At 58.8% G+C, this 20,871-nt stretch carries 19 protein-coding genes; 15 read left to right on the forward strand and 4 right to left on the reverse strand.

Features of this window, described 5'->3' with window-relative positions:
• The 6 genes from lepB to acpS all read left to right on the forward strand — a co-directional run bounded on the left by lepB (window position 1) and on the right by acpS (window position 4,665).
• Window positions 1–978 (forward strand): signal peptidase I, encoded by a 978-nt coding sequence (gene lepB / locus ABUK12_RS22900; RefSeq protein ID WP_410013977.1) that lies wholly within the window; start codon window positions 1–3, stop codon window positions 976–978.
• A gap of 185 nt (window positions 979–1,163) precedes the next feature.
• Window positions 1,164–1,844 carry a ribonuclease III gene (rnc, locus tag ABUK12_RS22905; protein ID WP_162368421.1) on the forward strand — a complete coding sequence of 227 codons (681 nt, stop codon included), beginning with the start codon at window positions 1,164–1,166 and terminating at the stop codon, window positions 1,842–1,844.
• Complete coding sequence (era, locus tag ABUK12_RS22910) at window positions 1,841–2,746, forward strand: GTPase Era (RefSeq protein ID WP_410013978.1); 906 nt, start codon at window positions 1,841–1,843, stop codon at window positions 2,744–2,746. The genes rnc and era overlap by 4 nt, the downstream gene beginning before the upstream one ends.
• An 11-nt stretch (window positions 2,747–2,757) precedes the next feature.
• Window positions 2,758–3,504: a DNA repair protein RecO gene (gene recO / locus ABUK12_RS22915; RefSeq protein ID WP_410013979.1), complete on the forward strand. Its 747-nt coding sequence runs from the start codon at window positions 2,758–2,760 to the stop codon at window positions 3,502–3,504.
• Between the two features lie 43 nt (window positions 3,505–3,547).
• Window positions 3,548–4,279, forward strand: coding sequence for a pyridoxine 5'-phosphate synthase (pdxJ, locus tag ABUK12_RS22920; RefSeq protein ID WP_410013980.1), 732 nt, complete (start codon window positions 3,548–3,550; stop codon window positions 4,277–4,279).
• On the forward strand, window positions 4,279–4,665 hold the full coding sequence (acpS, locus tag ABUK12_RS22925; RefSeq protein WP_410013981.1) for a holo-ACP synthase: 387 nt from the start codon (window positions 4,279–4,281) through the stop codon (window positions 4,663–4,665). Before pdxJ ends, acpS begins: the two co-directional genes overlap by 1 nt.
• Window positions 4,666–4,804: 139 nt before the next feature.
• On the opposite strand, the gene ABUK12_RS22930 is transcribed toward acpS, so the two are convergent.
• Both ABUK12_RS22930 and ABUK12_RS22935 read right to left on the reverse strand, forming a co-directional pair.
• The gene (locus ABUK12_RS22930) at window positions 4,805–5,065 is read right to left on the reverse strand and encodes a YfhL family 4Fe-4S dicluster ferredoxin (protein ID WP_410013982.1); all 261 of its coding nucleotides are present in this window, start codon (window positions 5,063–5,065) and stop codon (window positions 4,805–4,807) included.
• Window positions 5,066–5,488: 423 nt separating this feature from the next.
• Entirely contained in the window at window positions 5,489–5,797 is a 309-nt protein-coding gene (locus tag ABUK12_RS22935; RefSeq protein ID WP_410013983.1) for a hypothetical protein, read from the reverse strand.
• Window positions 5,798–6,402: 605 nt separating this feature from the next.
• Between ABUK12_RS22935 and ABUK12_RS22940 the strand changes: the two genes are divergently transcribed.
• Complete coding sequence (locus tag ABUK12_RS22940; RefSeq protein WP_410013984.1) at window positions 6,403–6,837, forward strand: GtrA family protein; 435 nt, start codon at window positions 6,403–6,405, stop codon at window positions 6,835–6,837.
• A gap of 100 nt (window positions 6,838–6,937) precedes the next feature.
• On the opposite strand, the gene ABUK12_RS22945 is transcribed toward ABUK12_RS22940, so the two are convergent.
• On the reverse strand, window positions 6,938–7,786 hold the full coding sequence (locus tag ABUK12_RS22945) for a MurR/RpiR family transcriptional regulator (RefSeq protein WP_410013985.1): 849 nt from the start codon (window positions 7,784–7,786) through the stop codon (window positions 6,938–6,940).
• Between the two features lie 180 nt (window positions 7,787–7,966).
• On the opposite strand from ABUK12_RS22945, the gene murQ reads away from it, so the two are divergent.
• The 3 genes from murQ to tadA all read left to right on the forward strand — a co-directional run bounded on the left by murQ (window position 7,967) and on the right by tadA (window position 10,310).
• The gene (murQ, locus tag ABUK12_RS22950) at window positions 7,967–8,908 is read left to right on the forward strand and encodes an N-acetylmuramic acid 6-phosphate etherase (RefSeq protein WP_410013986.1); all 942 of its coding nucleotides are present in this window, start codon (window positions 7,967–7,969) and stop codon (window positions 8,906–8,908) included.
• Window positions 8,909–9,100: 192 nt separating this feature from the next.
• Window positions 9,101–9,739 carry a phosphatidylglycerophosphatase C gene (gene yfhb, locus ABUK12_RS22955; RefSeq protein ID WP_410013987.1) on the forward strand — a complete coding sequence of 213 codons (639 nt, stop codon included), beginning with the start codon at window positions 9,101–9,103 and terminating at the stop codon, window positions 9,737–9,739.
• A 55-nt stretch (window positions 9,740–9,794) separates the two neighbouring features.
• Complete coding sequence (gene tadA, locus ABUK12_RS22960) at window positions 9,795–10,310, forward strand: tRNA adenosine(34) deaminase TadA (protein ID WP_410013988.1); 516 nt, start codon at window positions 9,795–9,797, stop codon at window positions 10,308–10,310.
• Here the strand turns inward: tadA and mltF are convergent.
• Window positions 10,300–11,931 (reverse strand): membrane-bound lytic murein transglycosylase MltF, encoded by a 1,632-nt coding sequence (mltF, locus tag ABUK12_RS22965; protein ID WP_410013989.1) that lies wholly within the window; start codon window positions 11,929–11,931, stop codon window positions 10,300–10,302. The genes tadA and mltF overlap by 11 nt on opposite strands.
• Window positions 11,932–12,154: 223 nt before the next feature.
• Between mltF and purL the strand changes: the two genes are divergently transcribed.
• The 5 genes from purL to glnB all read left to right on the forward strand — a co-directional run bounded on the left by purL (window position 12,155) and on the right by glnB (window position 20,656).
• Window positions 12,155–16,042, forward strand: coding sequence for a phosphoribosylformylglycinamidine synthase (gene purL / locus ABUK12_RS22970; RefSeq protein WP_410013990.1), 3,888 nt, complete (start codon window positions 12,155–12,157; stop codon window positions 16,040–16,042).
• Between the two features lie 648 nt (window positions 16,043–16,690).
• Window positions 16,691–18,127, forward strand: coding sequence for a sensor histidine kinase (locus tag ABUK12_RS22975; protein WP_410013991.1), 1,437 nt, complete (start codon window positions 16,691–16,693; stop codon window positions 18,125–18,127).
• Between the two features lie 2 nt (window positions 18,128–18,129).
• Window positions 18,130–18,915, forward strand: coding sequence for a two-component system QseEF-associated lipoprotein QseG (locus tag ABUK12_RS22980; RefSeq protein ID WP_410013992.1), 786 nt, complete (start codon window positions 18,130–18,132; stop codon window positions 18,913–18,915).
• The gene (glrR, locus tag ABUK12_RS22985; RefSeq protein ID WP_410013993.1) at window positions 18,915–20,252 is read left to right on the forward strand and encodes a two-component system response regulator GlrR; all 1,338 of its coding nucleotides are present in this window, start codon (window positions 18,915–18,917) and stop codon (window positions 20,250–20,252) included. Before ABUK12_RS22980 ends, glrR begins: the two co-directional genes overlap by 1 nt.
• A gap of 65 nt (window positions 20,253–20,317) precedes the next feature.
• A complete protein-coding gene (gene glnB / locus ABUK12_RS22990) occupies window positions 20,318–20,656 on the forward strand; it encodes a nitrogen regulatory protein P-II (protein WP_331122444.1) in 339 nt (112 codons plus the stop codon).
• Window positions 20,657–20,871: the final 215 nt, after the last annotated feature.

The following is a 20,871-nucleotide window of genomic DNA, read 5'->3' on the forward strand; positions in this document are numbered from 1 at the left end:
ATGGCAAATATGTTTGCCCTGATCCTGGCAATAGCCACCTTGATAACCGGCATTATCTGGTGCGTGGATCGATTTAAACTGGCACCGGCGCGCCGCATCAGGCAGGCGCAGTTAAGCACGGCCGCGGAAGGTGACGCGGCGCAGAACAAGGCCTTGCTGAAAAAGGCCAAACAGCCGGGCTGGGTTGAAACCTGCGGTTCCATATTCCCGGTATTATTGGTGGTATTTATTGTACGATCATTTATTTACGAGCCGTTTCAAATTCCTTCCGGTTCCATGATGCCGACGCTGCTGGTGGGGGATTTTATCCTGGTGGAAAAATTTGCCTATGGCATCAAGAATCCCATTACCCAGACGACGCTGATACCGACCGGTCATCCGCAGCGCGGGGACATCGTGGTATTTAAATATCCGCCCGATCCCAAGCTGGATTATATTAAACGGGTGATTGGTTTACCGGGCGATCGGATTATTTACGATCCCCTGAACAAAAGCGTGACGGTACAGCCGGGCTGCGCCAATAATTCGTCCTGTTCCAGCGCATTAGCGGTGACTTATAGCGACATGGCGCCGAGCGATTTTGTCCAGACCTTTGATTCCACCGGCAGCGGCGAGTCCGCCACCGGCTTCCTGCAGGTCCCGCCCGATCAGCAGGTGGACGGCGGCATCCGCCTGGCGGAGCGCACCGAGACCCTGGGCAACGTGACGCACCATATCCTGACGGTGCCGGGCCAGCAGGATCAGGTGGGAATGTATTACCACCAGCGCAATCAGCAACTGGCGGAATGGTCGGTACCGGACGGGCAGTATTTTATGATGGGCGATAATCGCGACGACAGCGCCGACAGCCGTTTCTGGGGATTTGTTCCGGAAAAAAACCTGGTTGGCAAAGCGACCGCGATTTGGATGAGTTTTGAAAAACAAGAAGGTCAATGGCCCACCGGCGTGCGTTTACGGCGGATTGGTGCAATACATTAATCAAATACGTTTTTTAAGCGAAGCATTATTATGCTTCCCGTTGTAGAATACCCCCTTCTGGCAATAAAGACTGGCCCCCGATTCGGGGGCCACTGCACACGAAACAGCTTTGATCCGGTATTGTCCCGACAGGCCTGTTCCGTCTGCTGTAGTTATTTGACGCATGGTTGAGTTATTGGTAACGCATGAATCCCATCTTAATAAACAGGCTCCAGAAAAAACTGGGCTACACTTTTCAACAGCATGAGCTTTTGTTACAGGCCCTGACACACCGAAGCGCCAGCAGCAAACATAACGAACGGCTGGAATTCCTGGGGGATTCCATATTGAGTTTTGTTATCGCCAATGCGCTGTACCTGCGTTTTCCGCGGGTGGACGAAGGCGATATGAGCCGGATGCGCGCTACGCTGGTGCGTGGCAATACCCTGGCCGAGATGGCGCGCGAGTTTGAACTCGGCGAGTGCCTGCGCCTGGGGCCGGGCGAATTGAAAAGCGGCGGATTTCGCCGCGAATCCATTCTAGCCGATACGGTGGAAGCGCTTATTGGCGGTATTTTTCTTGATAGCGATATTGAAAATATCGAACGCCTGATCCTCAATTGGTATCAAAGCCGCCTGGACGAAATCAGCCCCGGCGACAAACAAAAGGATCCGAAGACCCGGCTGCAGGAATATTTGCAGGGGCGCCATTTGCCGTTACCGACTTATCTGGTGGTTCAGGTGCGTGGCGAGGCGCATGACCAGGAATTTACTATTCACTGCCATGTCAGTGGCTTGCCGGAACCCGTCGTGGGCAATGGCTCAAGCCGCCGTAAAGCCGAACAGTCAGCCGCCGAGCAGGCGCTGAAAGAGCTGGAGCTTGAATGAACGAAGATAAAACCTATTGTGGATTCGTGGCGATTGTCGGACGGCCTAACGTGGGCAAGTCCACCCTGCTGAACCAGTTCCTGGGGCAGAAGATCTCCATTACCTCGCGCAAGCCGCAAACCACGCGCCACCGCATTATGGGCATTCATACCGAGGGGCCTTACCAGGCCGTCTACGTCGACACCCCCGGGCTGCATATTGAAGAAAAACGCGCCATTAACCGGTTAATGAACCGCGCCGCCAGCAGCTCCATGGGCGACGTGGAACTGGTGATTTTTGTCGTGGAAGGCACCCATTGGACGCCGGACGATGAAATGGTGGTCAACAAGCTGCGCGGCGTAAACTGCCCGGTGGTGCTGGCCATCAATAAAGTGGACAACGTCACCGACAAAAGCAAGCTGCTGCCGCATATCACGTTCCTCAGCCAGCAGATGGATTTTCTTGATGTGGTGCCTATTTGCGCCGAAACCGGGATGAATGTCGATACTCTCGCGGGCATAGTGCGTAAGCATATGCCCGAGGGCGAACATCAGTTCCCGGAAGAATATGTCACCGACCGCTCGCAGCGGTTTATGGCCTCGGAAATCATTCGCGAAAAGCTGATGCGTTTCCTGGGCGAAGAGCTGCCGTATTCGGTGACGGTCGAGATTGAGCGTTTTATCACCAACGAGCGCGGCGGTTATGATATCCACGGCCTGATTCTGGTGGAGCGCGAAGGCCAGAAGAAAATGGTTATCGGCAACGGCGGCGCCAAGATCAAGACCATCGGTATCGAAGCCCGTCAGGATATGGAAACCATGTTCGAGAACAAGGTGCATCTTGAACTGTGGGTCAAGGTTAAATCCGGCTGGGCCGATGATGAACGCGCCTTGAAAAGCCTGGGTTACGGCGACGACGTCTGAGGAACCCGCCGATGGAAGGCTGGCAGCGCGCATTCGTCCTGCATGGACGCCACTATAGCGAAACCAGCCTGCTGTTGGATTTTTTTACCGAAAACGACGGACGGGTGCGTATCCTGGCCAAAGGGGCGCGCTCCCGGCGTTCCGCCCTTAAAGGCGTGCTGCAGCCGTTTACGCCGTTGCTGATCCGCTGGAGCGGACGCGGCGAGGTGAAAACCCTGCGCAGCGCCGAACCGGTCTCCATGGGACTGCCTCTTACCGGTCTGATGCTCTACAGCGGCCTTTACACCAACGAACTGCTTTCCCGCGTGCTGGCGCACGAAACCGATTATTCCTCGCTGTTTTTTGATTACCTGCACTGCCTGCAAACCCTGGCCGGCGCCAGCGGCTCGCCTGAACCCGCGCTCCGGCGCTTTGAGCTGGCCCTGCTCGGGCACCTCGGCTACGGCGTGGATTTCCTGCACTGCGCCGGCAGCGGCGAACCGGTCAGCGATGAGATGACCTATCGCTACCGCGAGGAAAAAGGGTTTATCGCCAGCGTTATCATCGATCATTACAGCTTTACCGGCCGCGAGCTGCGCTCGCTGGCCGCGCGTGAATTCGCCGATATCGCCACCCTGCGCGCCGCCAAACGCTTTACCCGCATGGCCCTCAAACCCTACCTGGGCGGCAAGCCGCTGAAAAGCGCCGAGCTGTTTCGTCAGTTCATGGCCCGGAAACCCCCGCTGAAAACGTTGCCCAACGGCGGCCCCTCCAGTTAAACTGAGATCTTTGGATCCACGCGTCACAGTAACCGAGGATGGTATGTCAGCACTGTTGTTAGGCGTCAATATCGATCATATCGCCACCCTGCGCAACGCGCGCGGCACGGCTTATCCCGATCCGGTGCAGGCGGCGTTTATCGCCGAGCAGGCCGGGGCCGACGGCATCACCGTGCATTTGCGCGAAGATCGCCGCCATATCACCGATCGTGACGTGCGCCTGTTGCGTGAAACGCTGCATACCCGCATGAACCTGGAAATGGCGGTAACGGACGAGATGGTCGCCATCGCCTGCGCCACGCGTCCCGACTTCTGCTGCCTGGTGCCGGAAAAACGCCAGGAAGTCACCACCGAAGGCGGGCTGGACGTGGCCGGACAGCGGGCGAAAATGGCCGATGCCGTGGCGCGCCTTGCGGCGGCCGGCATCCAGGTTTCATTATTTATCGACGCCGACGAGGGACAAATCGCCGCCGCCGCCGCCGTTGGCGCTCCGTATATTGAAATCCATACCGGCGCCTATGCCGACGCCGCGAATGACCACGCGCGCCAGGTTGAATACGAACGTATCCGGCAGGCCGCGGTCTATGCCGCCGGCCTGGGCTTAAAAGTCAATGCCGGCCATGGCCTGACCTATCATAATGTCCAGCCGATCGCGGCGCTGCCGCAGATGCATGAGCTTAATATCGGCCATGCCATTATCGGCCGCGCGGTCATGAGCGGCCTGGCCGGCGCGGTGGCGGAAATGAAACGGCTGATGCTCGCGGCGCGCGCCTGATGGCTATCCTCGGCATCGGCACCGATATCGTTGAGATTGAGCGGATCGAAGCCGTGGTGGAGCGCAGCGGCGACCGCTTCGCGCGCCGCATTCTCAGCGACGCGGAGTGGGCGCAGTACCAGGCCCATCGGCAGCCGATACGCTTCCTGGCGAAACGTTTTGCGGTAAAAGAGGCGGCGGCCAAGGCTTTCGGCACCGGCATCCGCAACGGGCTGGCGTTTGCGCAATTTGAGGTGGTCAATGATGTACTGGGTAAACCCGGCCTGAAACTCTATTTACAGGCCGCCGCGCTGGCGATTAGTCTCGGGGTCACCAGCGTCCACGTTACGCTTGCCGACGAACGGCGCTACGCCTGCGCGACGGTGATTATCGAGGGCCAGGGCTGAAATCAGGGCGATAGGGAACCGGCACGGCAGGGGATAACCCAGGCCGGCATCAGGGCGATTATCGACGCGCGGGCGGCAATGACGGGTTGCAGGGGATGGCGCTTTAGCTGTCTGGCAGAGAACGTCTGGCGCGTGGCCGTCAGAGTCGATCGCCGTGGTACATGACGACAAATTTTTCCCATAGCTGTTCGCTGCTCTCGCTACGCGCGGGATCCGGCAGGATGGTATTATCGATCGGGCACACTTTCTGACAGGTGGGCGTGTCGTAATGGCCGACGCACTCGGTGCAGCGGTTGGGGTCGATCTCGTATATCTGCGCGCCCATGGTAATGGCCTGGTTCGGGCATTCCGGCTCGCACATATCGCAATTAATGCACTTCTTGGTAATGAATAAAGCCATATCAATAACTTAGGTAATATCTTATTATAAATCATCAAGAGGACGGGTTGCTTATCAGCACGCCATTGTGAAAAGCATGTGTATTAATACAGTTCAAATCACATTAAAAACCAAAGCAGCAAAGGATTTTTAATGACGGGCACAGTACCACAAAGTACGTTAAAGGCCAATAATACGGGATTTTTAGCCGCAACCGCGTTCAGGCACGGCGGTAAACCGCCTGACGCAGGCGCGCGGTGAAGCCGGTGTTGCGGCGGCTAAAAATCATTTTTGCCCCCGCGCTGAATAAGTACCTGTGGCCCAAGGACGAAAAGAGCACCCCCCCGTATCTCATTATCCGGCCATGGCTTCAAGGTACTTTGCTTAACGCTACAATAGATTTTTAATAGCATACCTGCCGTTTTCACGCACAGGCGGCCTTTTTTATATCATCCGGCATAAATAGCCGCCGCCTGGGAAATAGGTGCCATCGTATTTCTTCGGATGCGGGTGGTAGCCGATGGCTTTACCGTTGCCATCGCGGGCACAGGCGTTATCACCTTCCTGCTGCTGGTTCTTTGGTACGGCTCCGAATAATCCCGGATCGTTCCAAAATTGTTTTTGACCGGCGGCCGTGACGATTTTTGGTGAAACGTTGGAAGGCTGTTCTCCCGGCGTCCCGCTTAAATAGCTGCATCCTGAAGACATAAGGATTAAAAAAGACAAGGGTATTAAAAAAATAGATTTATTCATTGTTATTTATTCCTGGGTATGTTTGTTCTACCCGAAACCCTGGAAAGGGTTCCTGGTCGCAAAATGGTTATTTTATTTTTTAAACTTTGATGCTTTTCTGTTAAAAAATATAACGGCGTCAGTTTGCATGTGAGCCCAGTGATATTCAATAAAGAGGGGATGAAAAGTGAGTGAAATTTAAATGCATATGAAATTTTATAAGTAAAATAATGATGTGAAATGAATGTCCTATAACGCTTATCAGGATAAAGTGACGTTTTTATAATCAATATTGCGACGATTTTTATCAATGTCCCCTTGCATTAACTCCCTTTCTTATTATGACCTCTGGCGGTGCGCTTGACGTTTACATCAGCATTATCCGCCTGGCGGCGGCGCCCGGGGGTTGCACACTTCCGGCGGTGCTTTATCTCACGGGCCAAACGTGGTTATCATTTATTGACGCGGCTTTTGGCAAAACGGTTTTACGCTCAGGAAAGGAGGCCGCTGGCGTGAATTTGAGATACAGTATCGGCAATGCTCCTGCGCTTCGCGGCGCCCAGACAAAAAATCAACATGGCCGGCCCTGATGCCTTATGGGCAGCAGCACACGTTGAGTGGAAAATATGCAAAAAATTAAAGAACTGTTCTTCTTCGGTATGATTGGTGGTGTCGGTTTTATCGTCGACTCGGGAGTGCTGTATCTATTAAAGGATGCGTTAGGCCTGTATGCCGGACGCGGGGTGTCTTTTGTCTGCGCGGTGCTGACCACGTGGATCCTGAATAAAATGATTACCTTTCGCCAAAGCCGCAGTGGTCGCTCGGCCCTGTCCGAGGCCATCAGGTACGGTATATGTATGCTTAGCGGCGGGGCGGTCAATTACCTGACCTATTGGTTTCTGGTGTCCTGTTATGCCTTGGTACAGCAGTACCCGATTTTGGGGGTGGCGGCGGGTAGCCTGACCGGGATGGTATTTAACTATTCCACCGCCCGGTTTTTTATCTTTAATCAGAAAACCCGCCTGCCGGCGTCCCCTGACGGCAAGCCGAACCCGCGCTGACCGCGACGGGGCTACGCCTTTGGCACGGGCGCATTGAATGCTGAAACCGGCTGGGGATGCGGCCGGGGCCGCGCCGGCGCATCTCTCGTCAGGATGGGGATTAGACTAATTTTTTGAGCAGTTCTTCGCTATGGCGGATGCGCTGCGGCGCATTTTCCAGGTCGCGCTGCACCAGCGCCATAAACAGCAGATCGGTCAGCGATTGCTGAGCGATGGTGGAGGAAATGGCGCCGCTGCGCTGCGCCTGTTCTTCCGCCACCGTGTAGAGGGCGATATCGGCGTGCTGTTGCAGCGCATTAGGCGAGAAGTGAGTGATTGCCATCACCCGCGCCCCTACCCGGTGCGCCTCCTGCGCCGCCAGGTTAATCTCGCGGCGCGCGCCGCTAAAGGAGATGGCCAGCAGCAGGTCATGGGGGCTGACCGCCTGGATGGTGGCCAACAGTACGTGCATGTCGGTTTCCGCCACCGCCGACATGCCGATTTTCATCAGCTTATAGGAGAAATCCTTGGCCACCAGGCCGGATGCGCCGATGCCGACGATAATCACCCGGCGGGCCTCCTGCAACATGGCCGCCGCCTGGCGGAGTTTTTCCTCGCTATTGATATCAAGCGTCGCCCGCAGCGCGGCCACTTTTTCCGTCAGCAGCTTTTCGCCCACCGCTTTCAGCGGATCGTCGCTTAAGATATGGTTATGCACCCTGATGGACGGCAGCTCATAGGCGCCGGCCAAGGTTTCGCTGAGCGCCAGTTTTAACGCCGTAAAGCCTTTGTAACCCAGCTTTTGCGCGAACTTCACCACGCTTGACTGGCTGACGCCTGCCTGTTCGGCGACTTTTTGCGAGCTGAGATGCCTTGCCTGGTCGGTTTGCGTTAAAAGATAATCGGCCAGCTTGCGGTCGTTGAGCGATAGCGAGCGATATAGCTGACGAATACGAAGCACACTGCTCATAACAAAAGACTCATAACGAAAAACTCATAAAACAACGGCCCATTAACAAGGGATTATAAATAAAGCGCCCAGGGTGAATATGCATGTCGAACCCTGCCATGGCCATTCCGCTCCGGAGACGACAGAGTACAGAATTTTCTCGCCTGCCGGAATTTAATATTCAATAATAGATTCAATTAAATGAATAAAAAATTCAATGGTGACGAGATGAACAATGATGTGGCAACCCTGGGCGCGTTGGTATCGGAGACCCGTAATCCGGCCTCGATGAACCTGGATATGCTCTCCACCCTGCAGATGGTGACGTTGTTTAATCAACAGGATCGCCTGGTGCCGGAGGCCATCGGCCGCGAATTACCCGCCATCGCCGGGGCGGTGGATCTGGCGGCGGCGGCGCTTGCCGCCGGCGGTCGCCTGATCTATCTGGGCGCCGGCACCAGCGGCCGGCTGGGCGTGCTGGACGCGGCTGAATGTCCGCCCACCTTCGGCGTGCCCGAAGGCATGGTGGTGGGGCTGATCGCCGGCGGGCCGGGCGCCTTGCTGAAAGCGGTGGAGGGGGCCGAGGATAGCCTGACCCTGGCCCGGGATGATTTGCAGGCCATCGGACTGCGCGCCGTGGATATGGTGGTCGGGCTGGCGGCATCGGGCCGTACCCCGTACGCGATCGGCGGTTTGCGCTATGCTGCGGGGCTGGGGTGTCCCACGGCGGCCATTTCCTGCAATCCCGGTTCGCCGCTGGCCCGTGAGGCGCGTATCGCCATTTCGCCCGTGGTGGGCCCCGAGGTGCTGACCGGCTCCACCCGGATGAAGTCCGGCACCGCGCAAAAGCTGGTGCTGAATATGATTTCCACCGGCGCCATGGTGAAACTCGGTAAGGTCTATCAAAATCTGATGGTGGATGTGAAGGCCACCAACATTAAACTGGCGGATCGCGCCTGCCGTATTGTGGCCGAGGCGACCGGCTGCGATACGGCGCGGGCCGGTGAAATCCTCGCGTTGACCGGCTATGCGGTGAAACCGGCGATTTTGATGATCCTCACCGGCGCTGACGCCGACGAGGCGGCGCGCCTGCTGTCGGAGCACCGGGGCTATTTGCGCCATGCCCTTGATGCCGGGAAATAAAACACCGTTTTCAGGGCGCGGTAAATAGGCTACATCCACCAGTACTGTCTACACTGATAACAACCGTATGCGCATGCGCGTATTTTTCCCCTTCCGGCGCCGGACATGTTTTCCGTGGGCCGGCATGATCGTTACCCTGGCGACGGGGACGGACGCCCGGGATCATAAGATATTTTAACCGGAGGAGTTGTTTTGAGTCGCACAGCAGCCTCGCGCATAGTTTTTTTCGATTTGGACGGCACGCTGCATCAACAGGATATGTTCGGTTGTTTTCTGCGTTATCTGCTGCGCCACCTGCCGCTGAACGCCATCCTGGTCCTGCCGGTATTGCCGGTCGTCGGCATCGGGCTATTGGTGAAGGGGCGCTCGGCGCGTTGGCCGATGAGCCTGTTGTTATGGGCAATTACCTTCGGCCACAGCGAAGCCCGGCTTATCAAGTTGCAGCAACGTTTTGTCGTCTGGTTCCGCCAGCGGGTCACCGGCTTTCCCATCGTGCTGCAGCGCCTGAACGACTATTTGGCCAGCCAGGATGCGCAGGTGTGGCTGATCACCGGCTCGCCGGAACCCTTGGTGCAAGGAGTGTACGCCGACGCGCTGTTTTTGCCGCGGGTTAAGCTTATCGGCAGCAGGATGACCCGCCGGCACGGCGGCTGGGTATTGACCCTGCGCTGCCTGGGGCATGAAAAAGTGGCCCAGCTCGAGCGCGAACTGGGCACGCCGCTTAAGCTGTTCAGCGGCTATAGCGATAGCCAGCACGACAGCCCGCTGCTCTATTTTTGCGAACATCGCTGGCGCGTCACCCGCGAGGGCGAGTTAAAACAACTGGATTAAAAAATCCCTTTATCCCTGTATAATCACCGGCTGCGAATCATCCGGGAGAACAGATATGCACGGCGAACAGGGCGACGAAAGCTGGATGCGCCATGCCCTCTCCCTGGCCGGCCGGGCCGAAGGCGAGGGCGAGGTGCCGGTGGGCGCGGTGCTGGTGCTGGACGGCCGGGTCATCGGCGAAGGCTGGAATCGTTCCATCGGGCGTCACGATCCCACCGCCCATGCGGAAATCATGGCGCTGCGCCAGGGCGGGGCGGTGCTTGGCAACTACCGGTTGGTGAATACCACGCTATACGTCACGCTTGAACCCTGCGTAATGTGCGCCGGCGCGATTATCCATGCGCGCGTCGGCCGGCTGGTCTTCGGCGCCAGGGATGAGAAAACCGGCGCGGCGGGTTCGTTGTGCGATGTGCTGCGCCAGCCGGGCATTAATCATTGCGTGGCTATTACCGAGGGCGTACTGGCCGGGGCGTGCTCCGCCCAGCTGAGCGCGTTTTTCCGTGCCCGCCGCGAGGCGCATAAAGCGCGCCGCCTGGCGCTGAAGTCCCAGGACCCGACGATTACGGAATAACGCCGCCGGGCCGGATCCAGGGCGGCGCGGCCACGGCGCCGGTCGCATTGGGCGGGAACAGTCCGGTGATCTGCGGCGGGATTTTCGCCGGCGCCGGGCCGGGCGTCGCGGCCGGGGACGGGGCCAGCGGTTCAGCCTCGGTCGCCGCCAGCTGCGCCGCCTTTTTCTCTTTCTCTTCCAGGTAGCCGTTCAGGCTCATTTCGTAGCGCCGGATATTTTCCACGTAATTGTAGGCTTGCTGGCCGCGCGCATAGCCGTAAGTGGTTTGCTGATAGTAGCGCGGCTGGCTGAGCATCGGCAGGCGCAGCTTGACGTCCACCCAGCTGTCGGGATTGCCCTGCTGCTTTGCCGTCAGGGCGCGCGCGTCCAGCATATGCGCATAACCCATATTATAGGCGGTCAGCGCAAACCAGATTTTTTCATCCTCGGGAATGGTATCGGGCACTTTTTGCATCATGCGTTCCAGATACAGCGCCCCGCCCCGGATGCTTTGTTCAATGTCCAGCCGATCGGTAATGCCCAGGCTATCGGCGGTGGCGCGGGTCAACATCATCAGGCCGCGCACGCCGGTGGGGGAGACGGCCTGGGGATTCCAATGGGATTCCTGATAGGAGATGGCCGCCAGCAGTTTCCAGTCGATTTCCTTGGCATATTGCTGGAACAGCCCTTGCAGCGTCGGCAGCGTGGCGTCGATGGAGGTCAAAAAGGTCTTGGTGTCCACGTAATCAAAACTGCCCACGTGGCCGAGATATTTTTCCTCCAGCCGCGCCATGGTGCCGTCCGCTTCCTGGCCGCTGAAAAAATCCAGCAGGGCGGCGGAAAGGTTGTCGCTATTGCGCCGCGGCAGATACCAGGTGACCGGCTCCTCGTCGCTGACGTCGAAGGCCACGGCCAGCTGCGGATGCACCCGTTGCAGCAGGCCGACGGTCGCCGAATCCACCAGCGTATAGTCGAGCTTGCCTTCGGCCACCTGCTCCAGCAGCGCCTTGCTGCTGAGATCGGAGGATACCTCCCATTGCAATTGCGGATATTTTGTTTCCTTCAGGCCGCGCAGCAGCGAGATATGCGCCGACCCGGAGGAGACGGCCAGCCGGCCCTGCAGGGCGCCGAGGTTTTTCGGCCGCGGCTGGCCCAGGCGGTACACCAGTTGCTGGGAAACGTAATAATAGGCGGGGCCGGTGGTAAAACGCTGCAGACGGTCGTTATTGTAGAGCAATCCGGCGGCGAGCAGATCGGCATCGTCGTTGTCCAGATCGTCGAACAGTTCATTGAGGGTATGGCGCTGGCGGATGACCAGCCTGACCCCCAGATAATCGGCGAAACGCTTCGCCAGTTCGTAATCGAAACCGGTTTGCTGGTTGTTGGCGGTATAAAAGCTCAGCGGAGCGTCGATGGTGCTGACGCGCAGCGTTCCCCTGGCTTTTATCTGGCTGAGTTTATCGTCCTGCATGCTGTGCCAGGGGACGTTTAACCACAACGCCCAGGTCAGCATGACGGCGATAACGCCGGTCACGACATAATTTAATTTAAAACGCTTCAAATAGTTATCTCTCGCCGGGGCGATTTTATCGCGGTCTGTGATCGCGGTGTTATTATCTTTTTTTCCCTGGGGTCGGAGCATTTTGCTTAACAAAACGCCAAGGTGCAAATTTATTGCATTCCCGCCGCGGGGACGTTTTAACAAGAAGAATCGCAACAATAACCGCGCAAACGGTTTCGTCCGCCGCCGGGATTCTCTATAATGGCGCGCGTTTCCCCCCTGAAGCTGCGCTAAAGATGCGCCCCATGGCAAGCCGTACCCGAGCACCTTTGGTCGCCGGTTCAAAGACGAGAGATCTTTTATTATGGAAATACTGCGTGGTTCGCCCGCTCTGTCGGCATTTCGTATCAACAAGCTATTGTCCCGCTGCCAGGATGCCCGGCTTCCGGTCAGCGATGTCTATGCTGAATATGTCCACTTTGCCGACCTGAGCGCGCCGCTTTCCGCCGACGAGCTTGCCCGGCTCCAACGGCTGCTGAAGTATGGCCCCTCTCTCGCCGAACATGCGCCCCAGGGCCGGCTGCTGCTGGTTACGCCGCGTCCCGGCACATTATCCCCCTGGTCGTCGAAGGCCACCGATATCGCCCATAACTGCGGCCTGGCGCAGGTTAAGCGCCTGGAACGCGGGCTGGCGTTTTATTTCCAGGGCGCGTCGATGACCGGTGACCAGTGGCGGCAACTGGGGACGTTGCTGCATGACCGGATGATGGAAACCGTCTTCGGCGAACTGGAGCAGGCGCAGGCGCTGTTTGCCCATCACGAGCCCGCGCCGGTGCGCACCGTGGCTATGCTCGCGGACGGCCGCGACGCCCTGGAGCAGGCCAACCAGACGCTGGGGCTGGCGCTGGCGCCGGATGAAATCGACTACCTGCTCGAGGCGTTTACCCGCCTGGGCCGCGATCCCACCGACGTTGAGCTGTATATGTTCGCCCAGGCCAACTCCGAGCATTGTCGCCATAAAATCTTCAACGCCGACTGGATTATCGACGGCCAGGAACAGCCGAAGTCGCTGTTTAAAATGATCAAGAACACCTTTGAACAGACGCCGGAGTTTGTCCTGTCCGCCTATAAGGACAATGCCGCGGTCATGGAGGGACCGGCGGTGGGACGTTTCTTCGCCGCACCCGGCAGCGCCCGTTACGATTATCACCAGGAAGCGGCGCATATCCTGATGAAGGTGGAAACCCATAATCATCCCACGGCTATTTCACCCTGGCCCGGCGCCGCCACCGGCTCCGGCGGCGAGATACGCGATGAGGGCGCCACCGGCCGCGGGTCCAAGCCCAAGGCCGGCCTGGTGGGCTTTTCCGTCTCCAACCTGCGCATTCCCGGTTTCGGCCAGCCGTGGGAAGAGGATTTCGGCAAGCCGGATCGCATTGTCAGCGCGCTGGATATCATGACCGACGGTCCGCTGGGCGGCGCGGCGTTTAACAATGAGTTCGGCCGTCCCGCGCTGACCGGGTATTTCCGCACTTATGAGGAGCGGGTCAACAGCCATAACGGCATTGAGCTGCGCGGCTACCATAAGCCCATTATGCTGGCGGGCGGCCTCGGCAATATTCGCGACGGCCATGTGCAGAAAGGGGAAATCACCCCCGGCGCCAAGCTTATCGTGCTGGGCGGCCCGGCGATGAATATCGGTCTCGGCGGCGGCGCGGCGTCCTCGATGGCGTCCGGCCAGTCGGACGCCGATCTCGACTTCGCCTCGGTGCAGCGCGACAACCCGGAAATGGAGCGCCGCTGCCAGGAGGTGATCGACCGCTGCTGGCAGATGGGCGACGACAATCCTATTTTGTTTATCCATGACGTCGGCGCCGGCGGGCTGTCCAACGCCATGCCGGAGCTGGTCAGCGACGGCAATCGCGGCGGGCGTTTCCAACTGCGGGATATTCCCAACGACGAGCCCGGCATGAGCCCGCTGGAAGTCTGGTGCAATGAATCGCAGGAACGTTATGTGATGGCGGTGGCGCCTGAACAGCTGGCGGCCTTCGAGGCCATCTGCCGCCGCGAGCGCGCGCCCTTCGCGGTGATTGGTGAGGCGACGGAAGAACTGCATCTCAGCCTGGACGACAGCCATTTCAACAACCGTCCCATCGATTTGCCGCTGGACGTGCTGCTCGGCAAAACCCCGAAAATGACGCGCGACGTTGTCCGGCTGCCGGTGGCGGGCACGCCGCTTAACCGCGGCGGCATCGAGATGGCCGAGGCGGTAAAACGGGTGCTGCATCTGCCGGTGGTGGCGGAAAAAACCTTCCTGATTGCCATCGGCGATCGCACGGTCACCGGCATGGTGGCGCGCGATCAAATGGTCGGGCCGTGGCAGGTGCCGGTGGCGGACTGCGCGGTTACCACCGCCAGCCTGGACAGCTATTACGGCGAAGCGATGGCCATTGGCGAACGCGCGCCGGTGGCGCTGCTGAATTTTGCCGCCTCGGCCCGGCTGGCGGTGGGCGAAGCGCTTACCAATCTGGCGGCGACCCAGATTGGCGATATTAAACGCATCAAGCTTTCCGCCAACTGGATGGCCGCCGCCGGCCATCCCGGCGAGGATGCCGGCCTGTATGACGCGGTCAGGGCGGTGGGCGAGGAGCTTTGCCCGGCGCTGGGCCTGACCATTCCGGTGGGCAAGGATTCGATGTCGATGAAAACCCGCTGGCCGCAGGGTGCTGAGCAGCGTGAAATGACGTCGCCCATGTCGCTGGTGATTACCGCCTTCGCCCGGGTGGAAGACGTGCGCGGCACGGTAACCCCGCAGCTGCGCGCCGGGCAGGATAACGCCCTGTTGCTTATCGATCTGGGCGCCGGGCATCAGGCGCTGGGCGCCACCGCCCTGGCGCAGGTCTATCGCCAGCTGGGCGACGATACGGCGGACGTGCGCGACGTGGCGCAGCTGGGCGGCTTTTATCGCGCGCTGCAGCAACTGGTGGCGGACCGCGTTCTGCTGGCGTACCACGACCGTTCCGACGGCGGCCTGCTGGTGACGCTATTGGAAATGGCCTTTGCCGGCCATTGCGGCCTGGATATCGATATCGCGGCCCTTGGCGAGGATACGCTGGCGGCGTTATTTAATGAAGAGCTTGGCGCGGTGATCCAGATCGCCGCCGGCGATCGGGATCGCGTCGAACAACTGTTCGCCGACCATGGCCTGGCGGATTGCCTGCGTTATCTCGGCCGGGCCGAAGCGGGCGACCGGGTGGTTATCCGCCGCGCCGACCGCGCGGTCTATAGCGAAAGCCGCACCCTGCTGCGCACCTGGTGGGCGGAAACCACCTGGCAGATGCAGCGTCTGCGTGATAACCCCGACTGCGCCGACGAGGAGCACGCCGCCAAGCAGGATGATAGCGATCCGGGCCTGAATGTCGCGCTGAGCTTTGACCCGGCCGAGGATATCGCCGCGCCTTATATCGCCAGGCAGGCGAAGCCCCGGGTGGCTATCCTGCGCGAGCAGGGGGTGAATTCCCATGTGGAGATGGGCGCGGCGTTCCATCGCGCCGGCTTTGACGCCATCGACGTGCATATGAGCGACCTGCTGTCCGGGCGCCGTGATTTGCAGGAGTTCCAGGCGCTGGTGGCCTGCGGCGGCTTCTCCTACGGCGATGTGCTGGGCGCGGGGGAGGGCTGGGCCAAATCCATCCTATTCAATCCGCGCGTGCGCGACGAGTTCGAGGCGTTTTTCAACCGCCCGCAAACCCTGGCGCTGGGGGTGTGCAACGGTTGCCAGATGATGTCCAACCTGCGCGAGCTTATCCCGGGGGCCGAACTGTGGCCGCGCTTCGTGCGCAACAAGTCGGAACGCTTTGAAGCCCGCTTCAGCCTGGTGGAGGTGACGCAAAGCCCCTCGTTATTGTTGCAGGGCATGGTCGGTTCCCGCCTGCCCATCGCCGTATCCCACGGCGAAGGGCTGGTGGAGGTGCGCGATGCCGCGCATCTGGCGGCGCTGGAACATGCGGGCCTGGTGGCGTTGCGGTTCGTGGATAACACCGGCAAGGTTACCGAAACCTATCCGGCCAATCCGAACGGGTCCCCGAACGGCATCACCGCCGTGACCAGCGCCAACGGGCGGGTCACTCTGACCATGCCGCATCCTGAGCGGGTATTCAGGACGGTGAGCAATTCCTGGCATCCCGGCGAGTGGGGCGAAGACGGTCCCTGGATGCGCATGTTCCGCAACGCGCGCAAACAGCTGGGCTAAGCCGGCCGTGGCGCTCACGGCGCGCGCGGCGGCATCCTGTGCGTGCCGTGGCGCCGTCCCGTCAGAGGCTAATCAGCGGCTGTCGGCTCGTTGCCGGCGCTTTTTTTTCACGTACTCCGCCGGTGGGGCAGCCGAAAGCAAAGTGTCGCTTTAATTCATTTCTTAAGATAATTCTGTCTCTTTTTAGAGACACTTAATTAATTGTTTTTTAATGATATTTTATTTTACTGCGATTTATGTCTCTTTCGGGAGACAAACGGCGGCGCCGGCCCGGGCAGTACAATGCGGTATAGGGGTCGGTACCAGAAAATGTTATTTATTTTCAACGTATTATAAAATTATTTTATTTATGGCATGAATACTGCATACTATAGCCCAGTTGCTCATTCACCCCGATATGACAGCGCCGTTTACGCTTAACCAACGGCTTTTGCTTCATAACTACCGAATGACGCCAAAGAACGGTGCCTATCGTCCAACATACCGATAATTGCCTTACGGCTTTATCACCCACAGGACGACACGTTGAGTGAGGCACCCCCTATTCCGATAAAAAAGCACTTGCCCGCGGGCCAAGTGCTTTTTTTATGCTTTCTTCAAGCCACCGAACCGGATAGCATCGGCAAAGACTTTGTCGGCAATCACAGGATGATTTTTTTGAAGACGTGGCGTCCCTTTCCCCGATCTCTGCGGCAACTGGTGATCCTGGCCTTTACGCTGGTGCTGCTGCCCCTGCTGTTACTGGCTTACCAGGCCTGGCAAAGCCTGGATAATCTTAGCGAGCAGGCGGCGGATATCAACCGTACCACGCTGTCGGACGCCCGGCGCATCGAGTCCATGGGCAGCGTGGCGCTGGAAATGGAGCGCAGCTATCGCCAGTATTGCGTGCTCGACGATGAAACCCTGGTCACCCTTTACCAAAACCAGCGACGGCAATATACCCAAATCCTCAACGTCCGCGCCGGCATGCTGCCCGATCAACGCTATTATCAGCGGCTGACCCAGCTACTGGACCAGCTCGCCGCCATTCAATGCGAAAACAGCGGACCGAATGCGCAGGCGTCCGCCTTGCTGAGGGATTTTTCCCATGCCAACAATGATATGGTGCAGGCCACGCGCAATGATATTTTTACCCGCGGCCAGCAATTGCAGCGGGCCATCGCCGAGCGCGGCCGTTTTTTCGGCTGGCAGGCGCTGCTGCTGTTTATGTTTAGCCTGGTGCTGGTGATCCTCTTTACCCGCATGATTATCGGTCCGGTGAAAAGGGTCGAAAAAATGATTAACCGGCTTGGGCAGGGACGGCCCCTGGACGATTGGGTCTCTTTTACCGGCCCGCGTGAAATCCAGTCGCTGGCGCAGCGCATTTTATGGCTTAACGAACGATTGTCCTGGCTGGAATCCCAGCGCCATGAGTTTTTACGCCATATCTCCCATGAACTGAAAACGCCCCTGGCCAGCCTGCGCGAGGGCACGGCGCTGCTGGCGGACGAGGTGGCCGGTCCGCTGACGCCGGATCAGCAGGACGTGGTGGCCATCCTGGACAGCAGCAGCCGTCACTTGCAACTACTGATCGAACAGCTGCTCGACTACAATCGCAAACTGGCCGACAGTCCGGCGGACTATGAAGATATCGCTCTCGGCGCCATGATCGAGCGGGTTATTACCGCCCATAGCCTGCCGGCCCGCGCCAAGGACATCCATACCCTGGTGGCGCTGGAGTGCGAACGCGTCAGGGCGCAGCCGGTGCTGTTAATGCGCGTGCTGGACAATCTCTACTCCAATGCGGTGCACTATGGCCCGGAATCCGGTAACATTTGGATCCGCAGCCGCACTTCGTCCGGTCGCCTTATCCTGGACATCGCCAACAGCGGAGAGCCGATCATGCCGGCGGAGCAAACCATGATTTTCGAGCCGTTTTACCAGGGCCGCGTTCAACGCAAGGGCGCGGTTAAAGGCAGCGGCCTGGGATTAAGCATCGCGCGTGATTGTATCCGCAGGATGAACGGCGAGCTTAATCTGGTGACGGTGGAGTATGCCGGGGTCTGCTTTCGGATAGAATTACCCTTAACCGCCGAGAATGAATAATAATGATGTTACGTACCGCACCGGCGATGGGCAGGTTGACGCTAAGCTTTAATCGCCTGATTCGCTTTTCCTTGCCGCCGGCATCAATACGCGGGCTGTTCAGGCCGGTATGCCTGCTGCCCGTGCTGCTGGCGGGATGCCATGGTTATCCCGCTCACCGCGATGTGGCCGGCTCTTCCACGGCCCAGGTGCAGCAGGTCTCGCCGCCGAACCGTTTCGCCGCCGAATGCAACGAACTCTGGCAAACCGACGCAGAATCCACCCTGGCCGACCCCGGGTACTGGCTGCGCGCCATGCAGTGCGCCGAACGCATAACGCCCACCCAGGCGCGCGCCGAAGCCGGGCATCAGTCGGGCGAGACCTGGCATGACGCCTTCAGGCAGAGTATTTTGCTCAATTCAGCCGGCATCAGCGTGATTGAACGGCGCGAGTCTTATCAGCACCTGTTGGAATTCCGTTCCCAATTTCCCGCGACGATCTATCCGCTGTTTAAAATGTGGCGCCAACAACAGGCGCTGCGCCTGATGCTGGCGGAGGAGCGCAGCCGCAGCCAGCGGCAGCAGGAAACCAGCGCCAGCCAGATAGACATGCTGCGCATCCAGCAGATGGAGCTGCAGCGTAAGCTGGACGTGACCACCCGCAAACTGCAGAACCTGACGGAAATCGAGCAGCGGTTATCCTCCCGCAAGCAGCTGTCGCCGGATATGCCCGACAACGACGATAACGACGCGCCGGACGCCGCCGCGGGCCGTGGCGCCGCCGGACCACAACAGGGAACCGGTAAATAATGAGCCAACATCAAACCGCCCATTTATTATTGGTCGACGATGATACCAGCCTGCTGAAACTGCTGGGCATGCGCCTGACCAGCGAAGGATTTACCGTCACCACCGCCGAAAGCGGCCAGGACGCCCTGCGCGTGCTGGCGCGGGAAAAAATCGATCTGGTGATAAGCGATCTGCGCATGGACGAAATGGACGGGCTGGCGCTGTTCGGCGAGATCCAGCGCCATCAGCCCGGCATGCCGGTGATCATCCTGACCGCCCATGGTTCCATACCCGATGCGGTAGCCGCCACGCAAAAAGGCGTGTTCAGTTTCCTGACCAAACCCGTCGACAGGGATGCCTTATACCAGGCTATCGATCATGCCCTGCAACTGTCGATGCCGGCGGGCGACGACAGCTGGCGCGAGTCAATCGTCACCCGCAGTCCCCTCATGCTGCGGCTGCTGGAGCAGGCTAAAATGGTGGCGCAGTCGGATGTCAGCGTGCTGATTAACGGCCAGAGCGGCACCGGCAAGGAGATCCTGGCGCAGGCGATCCATGCCGCCAGCCCCCGCGCCAAACATCCTTTTATCGCCATTAACTGCGGCGCGTTGCCGGAGCAGTTGCTGGAGTCGGAGCTGTTCGGGCATGCCAAAGGGGCGTTTACCGGCGCGGTGAGCAGCCGGGAGGGTTTGTTCCAGGCGGCCGCGGGCGGGACGCTGTTCCTGGACGAGATTGGCGATATGCCGCTATCCTTGCAGGTCAAGCTGTTGCGCGTCCTGCAGGAGCGCAAAGTGCGCCCGCTGGGCAGCAATTGGGATGTGGATATCGACGTCAGGATCATTTCCGCCACCCACCGCGATCTGCCCAAGGTGATGGCCGCAGGCGGGTTTCGCGAAGATTTGTATTACCGCCTGAATGTGGTCAGCCTGAAATTGCCGGCGCTGCATGAGCGTGCCGAGGATATCCCGGTGCTGGCCAATCATTTGCTGCGGGCGGCGGCGCTGCGCCATAAGCCGTTTGTACGCAGCTTTTCCACCGATGCCATGAAACGGTTGATGGCGGCCAGTTGGCCTGGCAATGTACGTCAGCTGGTTAACGTGATAGAACAGTGTGTGGCCCTGACGTCGGCCCCGGTCATCAGCGAAGCGCTGGTGGAGCAGGCGCTGGAGGGGGAAAATACCGTCTTGCCGACGTTTGTTGAGGCCAGATTGCAATTTGAATTACATTATCTGCGTAAATTATTGCAGATCACCAAAGGTAACGTTACCCAGGCGGCGCGTATGGCCGGACGTAACCGCACTGAATTTTATAAGCTTTTGTCTCGTCACGAGCTGGACGCTAACGACTTTAAAGCCTAAGTTGGCTCTCTTTTTACCCATGCTGCGCGGCCGGCGTCGCCGGGCTGCCTGAAAAAGGTTTTACGATGAAAAAAATCGATGCAATTATCAAACCGTTCAAACTGGACGATGTGCGCGAGGCGTTGGCGGAAGTCGGCATCACCGGCATGACCGTCACCGAGGTGAAAGGCTTCGGGCGCCAGAAAGGCCATACCGAGCTTTATCGCGGCGCGGAATATATGGTGGATTTTTTGCCCAAGGTAAAAATCGAGCTGGTGGTGGCCGATGATATCGTCGACAGCTGCGTCGATACCATCATGCATACCGCCCAGACCGGTAAAATCGGCGACGGTAAAATCTTTGTTTTCGACGTTGCGCGCGTTGTGCGTATCCGCACCGGCGAGCAGGACGAAGAAGCGATCTGACGCCCGCCGTTATTCCCGCGCCCGCGGCATATACCGCTGGGCGGGGAGTCCCGTGGTCATGAAAAAATTCCCCGCCGGCATGAAAAAAAATCCCAATCCCCTTGCGACCCGCGCGTGCCCGCCCTTATGGGCGCGCGGCGACGGAATCGTTTGCTTAAAAACCGGCGCGGGCCCTATCGGAGCAGGGGCAAAAAAGTTTACACTATCGCCATAGC

Source organism: Sodalis sp. C49 (assembly GCF_046352915.1).
Classification (GTDB): Bacteria; Pseudomonadota; Gammaproteobacteria; order Enterobacterales; family Enterobacteriaceae; genus Acerihabitans.

What these genes read in the sequence shown, in the direction of transcription:
- recO (WP_410013979.1), top strand. Translation starts at nt 2,758, where the DNA reads ATGGAAGGCTGGCAGCGCGCATTCGTCCTGCATGGACGCCACTATAGC.
- ABUK12_RS22945 (WP_410013985.1), bottom strand. Translation starts at nt 7,786, where the DNA reads ATGAGCAGTGTGCTTCGTATTCGTCAGCTATATCGCTCGCTATCGCTC.
- tadA (WP_410013988.1), top strand. Translation starts at nt 9,795, where the DNA reads ATGCACGGCGAACAGGGCGACGAAAGCTGGATGCGCCATGCCCTCTCC.
- lepB (WP_410013977.1), top strand. Translation starts at nt 1, where the DNA reads ATGGCAAATATGTTTGCCCTGATCCTGGCAATAGCCACCTTGATAACC.
- acpS (WP_410013981.1), top strand. Translation starts at nt 4,279, where the DNA reads ATGGCTATCCTCGGCATCGGCACCGATATCGTTGAGATTGAGCGGATC.
- glrR (WP_410013993.1), top strand. Translation starts at nt 18,915, where the DNA reads ATGAGCCAACATCAAACCGCCCATTTATTATTGGTCGACGATGATACC.
- murQ (WP_410013986.1), top strand. Translation starts at nt 7,967, where the DNA reads ATGAATAAAAAATTCAATGGTGACGAGATGAACAATGATGTGGCAACC.
- ABUK12_RS22930 (WP_410013982.1), bottom strand. Translation starts at nt 5,065, where the DNA reads ATGGCTTTATTCATTACCAAGAAGTGCATTAATTGCGATATGTGCGAG.
- ABUK12_RS22975 (WP_410013991.1), top strand. Translation starts at nt 16,691, where the DNA reads ATGATTTTTTTGAAGACGTGGCGTCCCTTTCCCCGATCTCTGCGGCAA.
- purL (WP_410013990.1), top strand. Translation starts at nt 12,155, where the DNA reads ATGGAAATACTGCGTGGTTCGCCCGCTCTGTCGGCATTTCGTATCAAC.
- rnc (WP_162368421.1), top strand. Translation starts at nt 1,164, where the DNA reads ATGAATCCCATCTTAATAAACAGGCTCCAGAAAAAACTGGGCTACACT.
- ABUK12_RS22940 (WP_410013984.1), top strand. Translation starts at nt 6,403, where the DNA reads ATGCAAAAAATTAAAGAACTGTTCTTCTTCGGTATGATTGGTGGTGTC.
- ABUK12_RS22935 (WP_410013983.1), bottom strand. Translation starts at nt 5,797, where the DNA reads ATGAATAAATCTATTTTTTTAATACCCTTGTCTTTTTTAATCCTTATG.
- era (WP_410013978.1), top strand. Translation starts at nt 1,841, where the DNA reads ATGAACGAAGATAAAACCTATTGTGGATTCGTGGCGATTGTCGGACGG.
- pdxJ (WP_410013980.1), top strand. Translation starts at nt 3,548, where the DNA reads ATGTCAGCACTGTTGTTAGGCGTCAATATCGATCATATCGCCACCCTG.
- ABUK12_RS22980 (WP_410013992.1), top strand. Translation starts at nt 18,130, where the DNA reads ATGATGTTACGTACCGCACCGGCGATGGGCAGGTTGACGCTAAGCTTT.
- glnB (WP_331122444.1), top strand. Translation starts at nt 20,318, where the DNA reads ATGAAAAAAATCGATGCAATTATCAAACCGTTCAAACTGGACGATGTG.
- mltF (WP_410013989.1), bottom strand. Translation starts at nt 11,931, where the DNA reads ATGCTCCGACCCCAGGGAAAAAAAGATAATAACACCGCGATCACAGAC.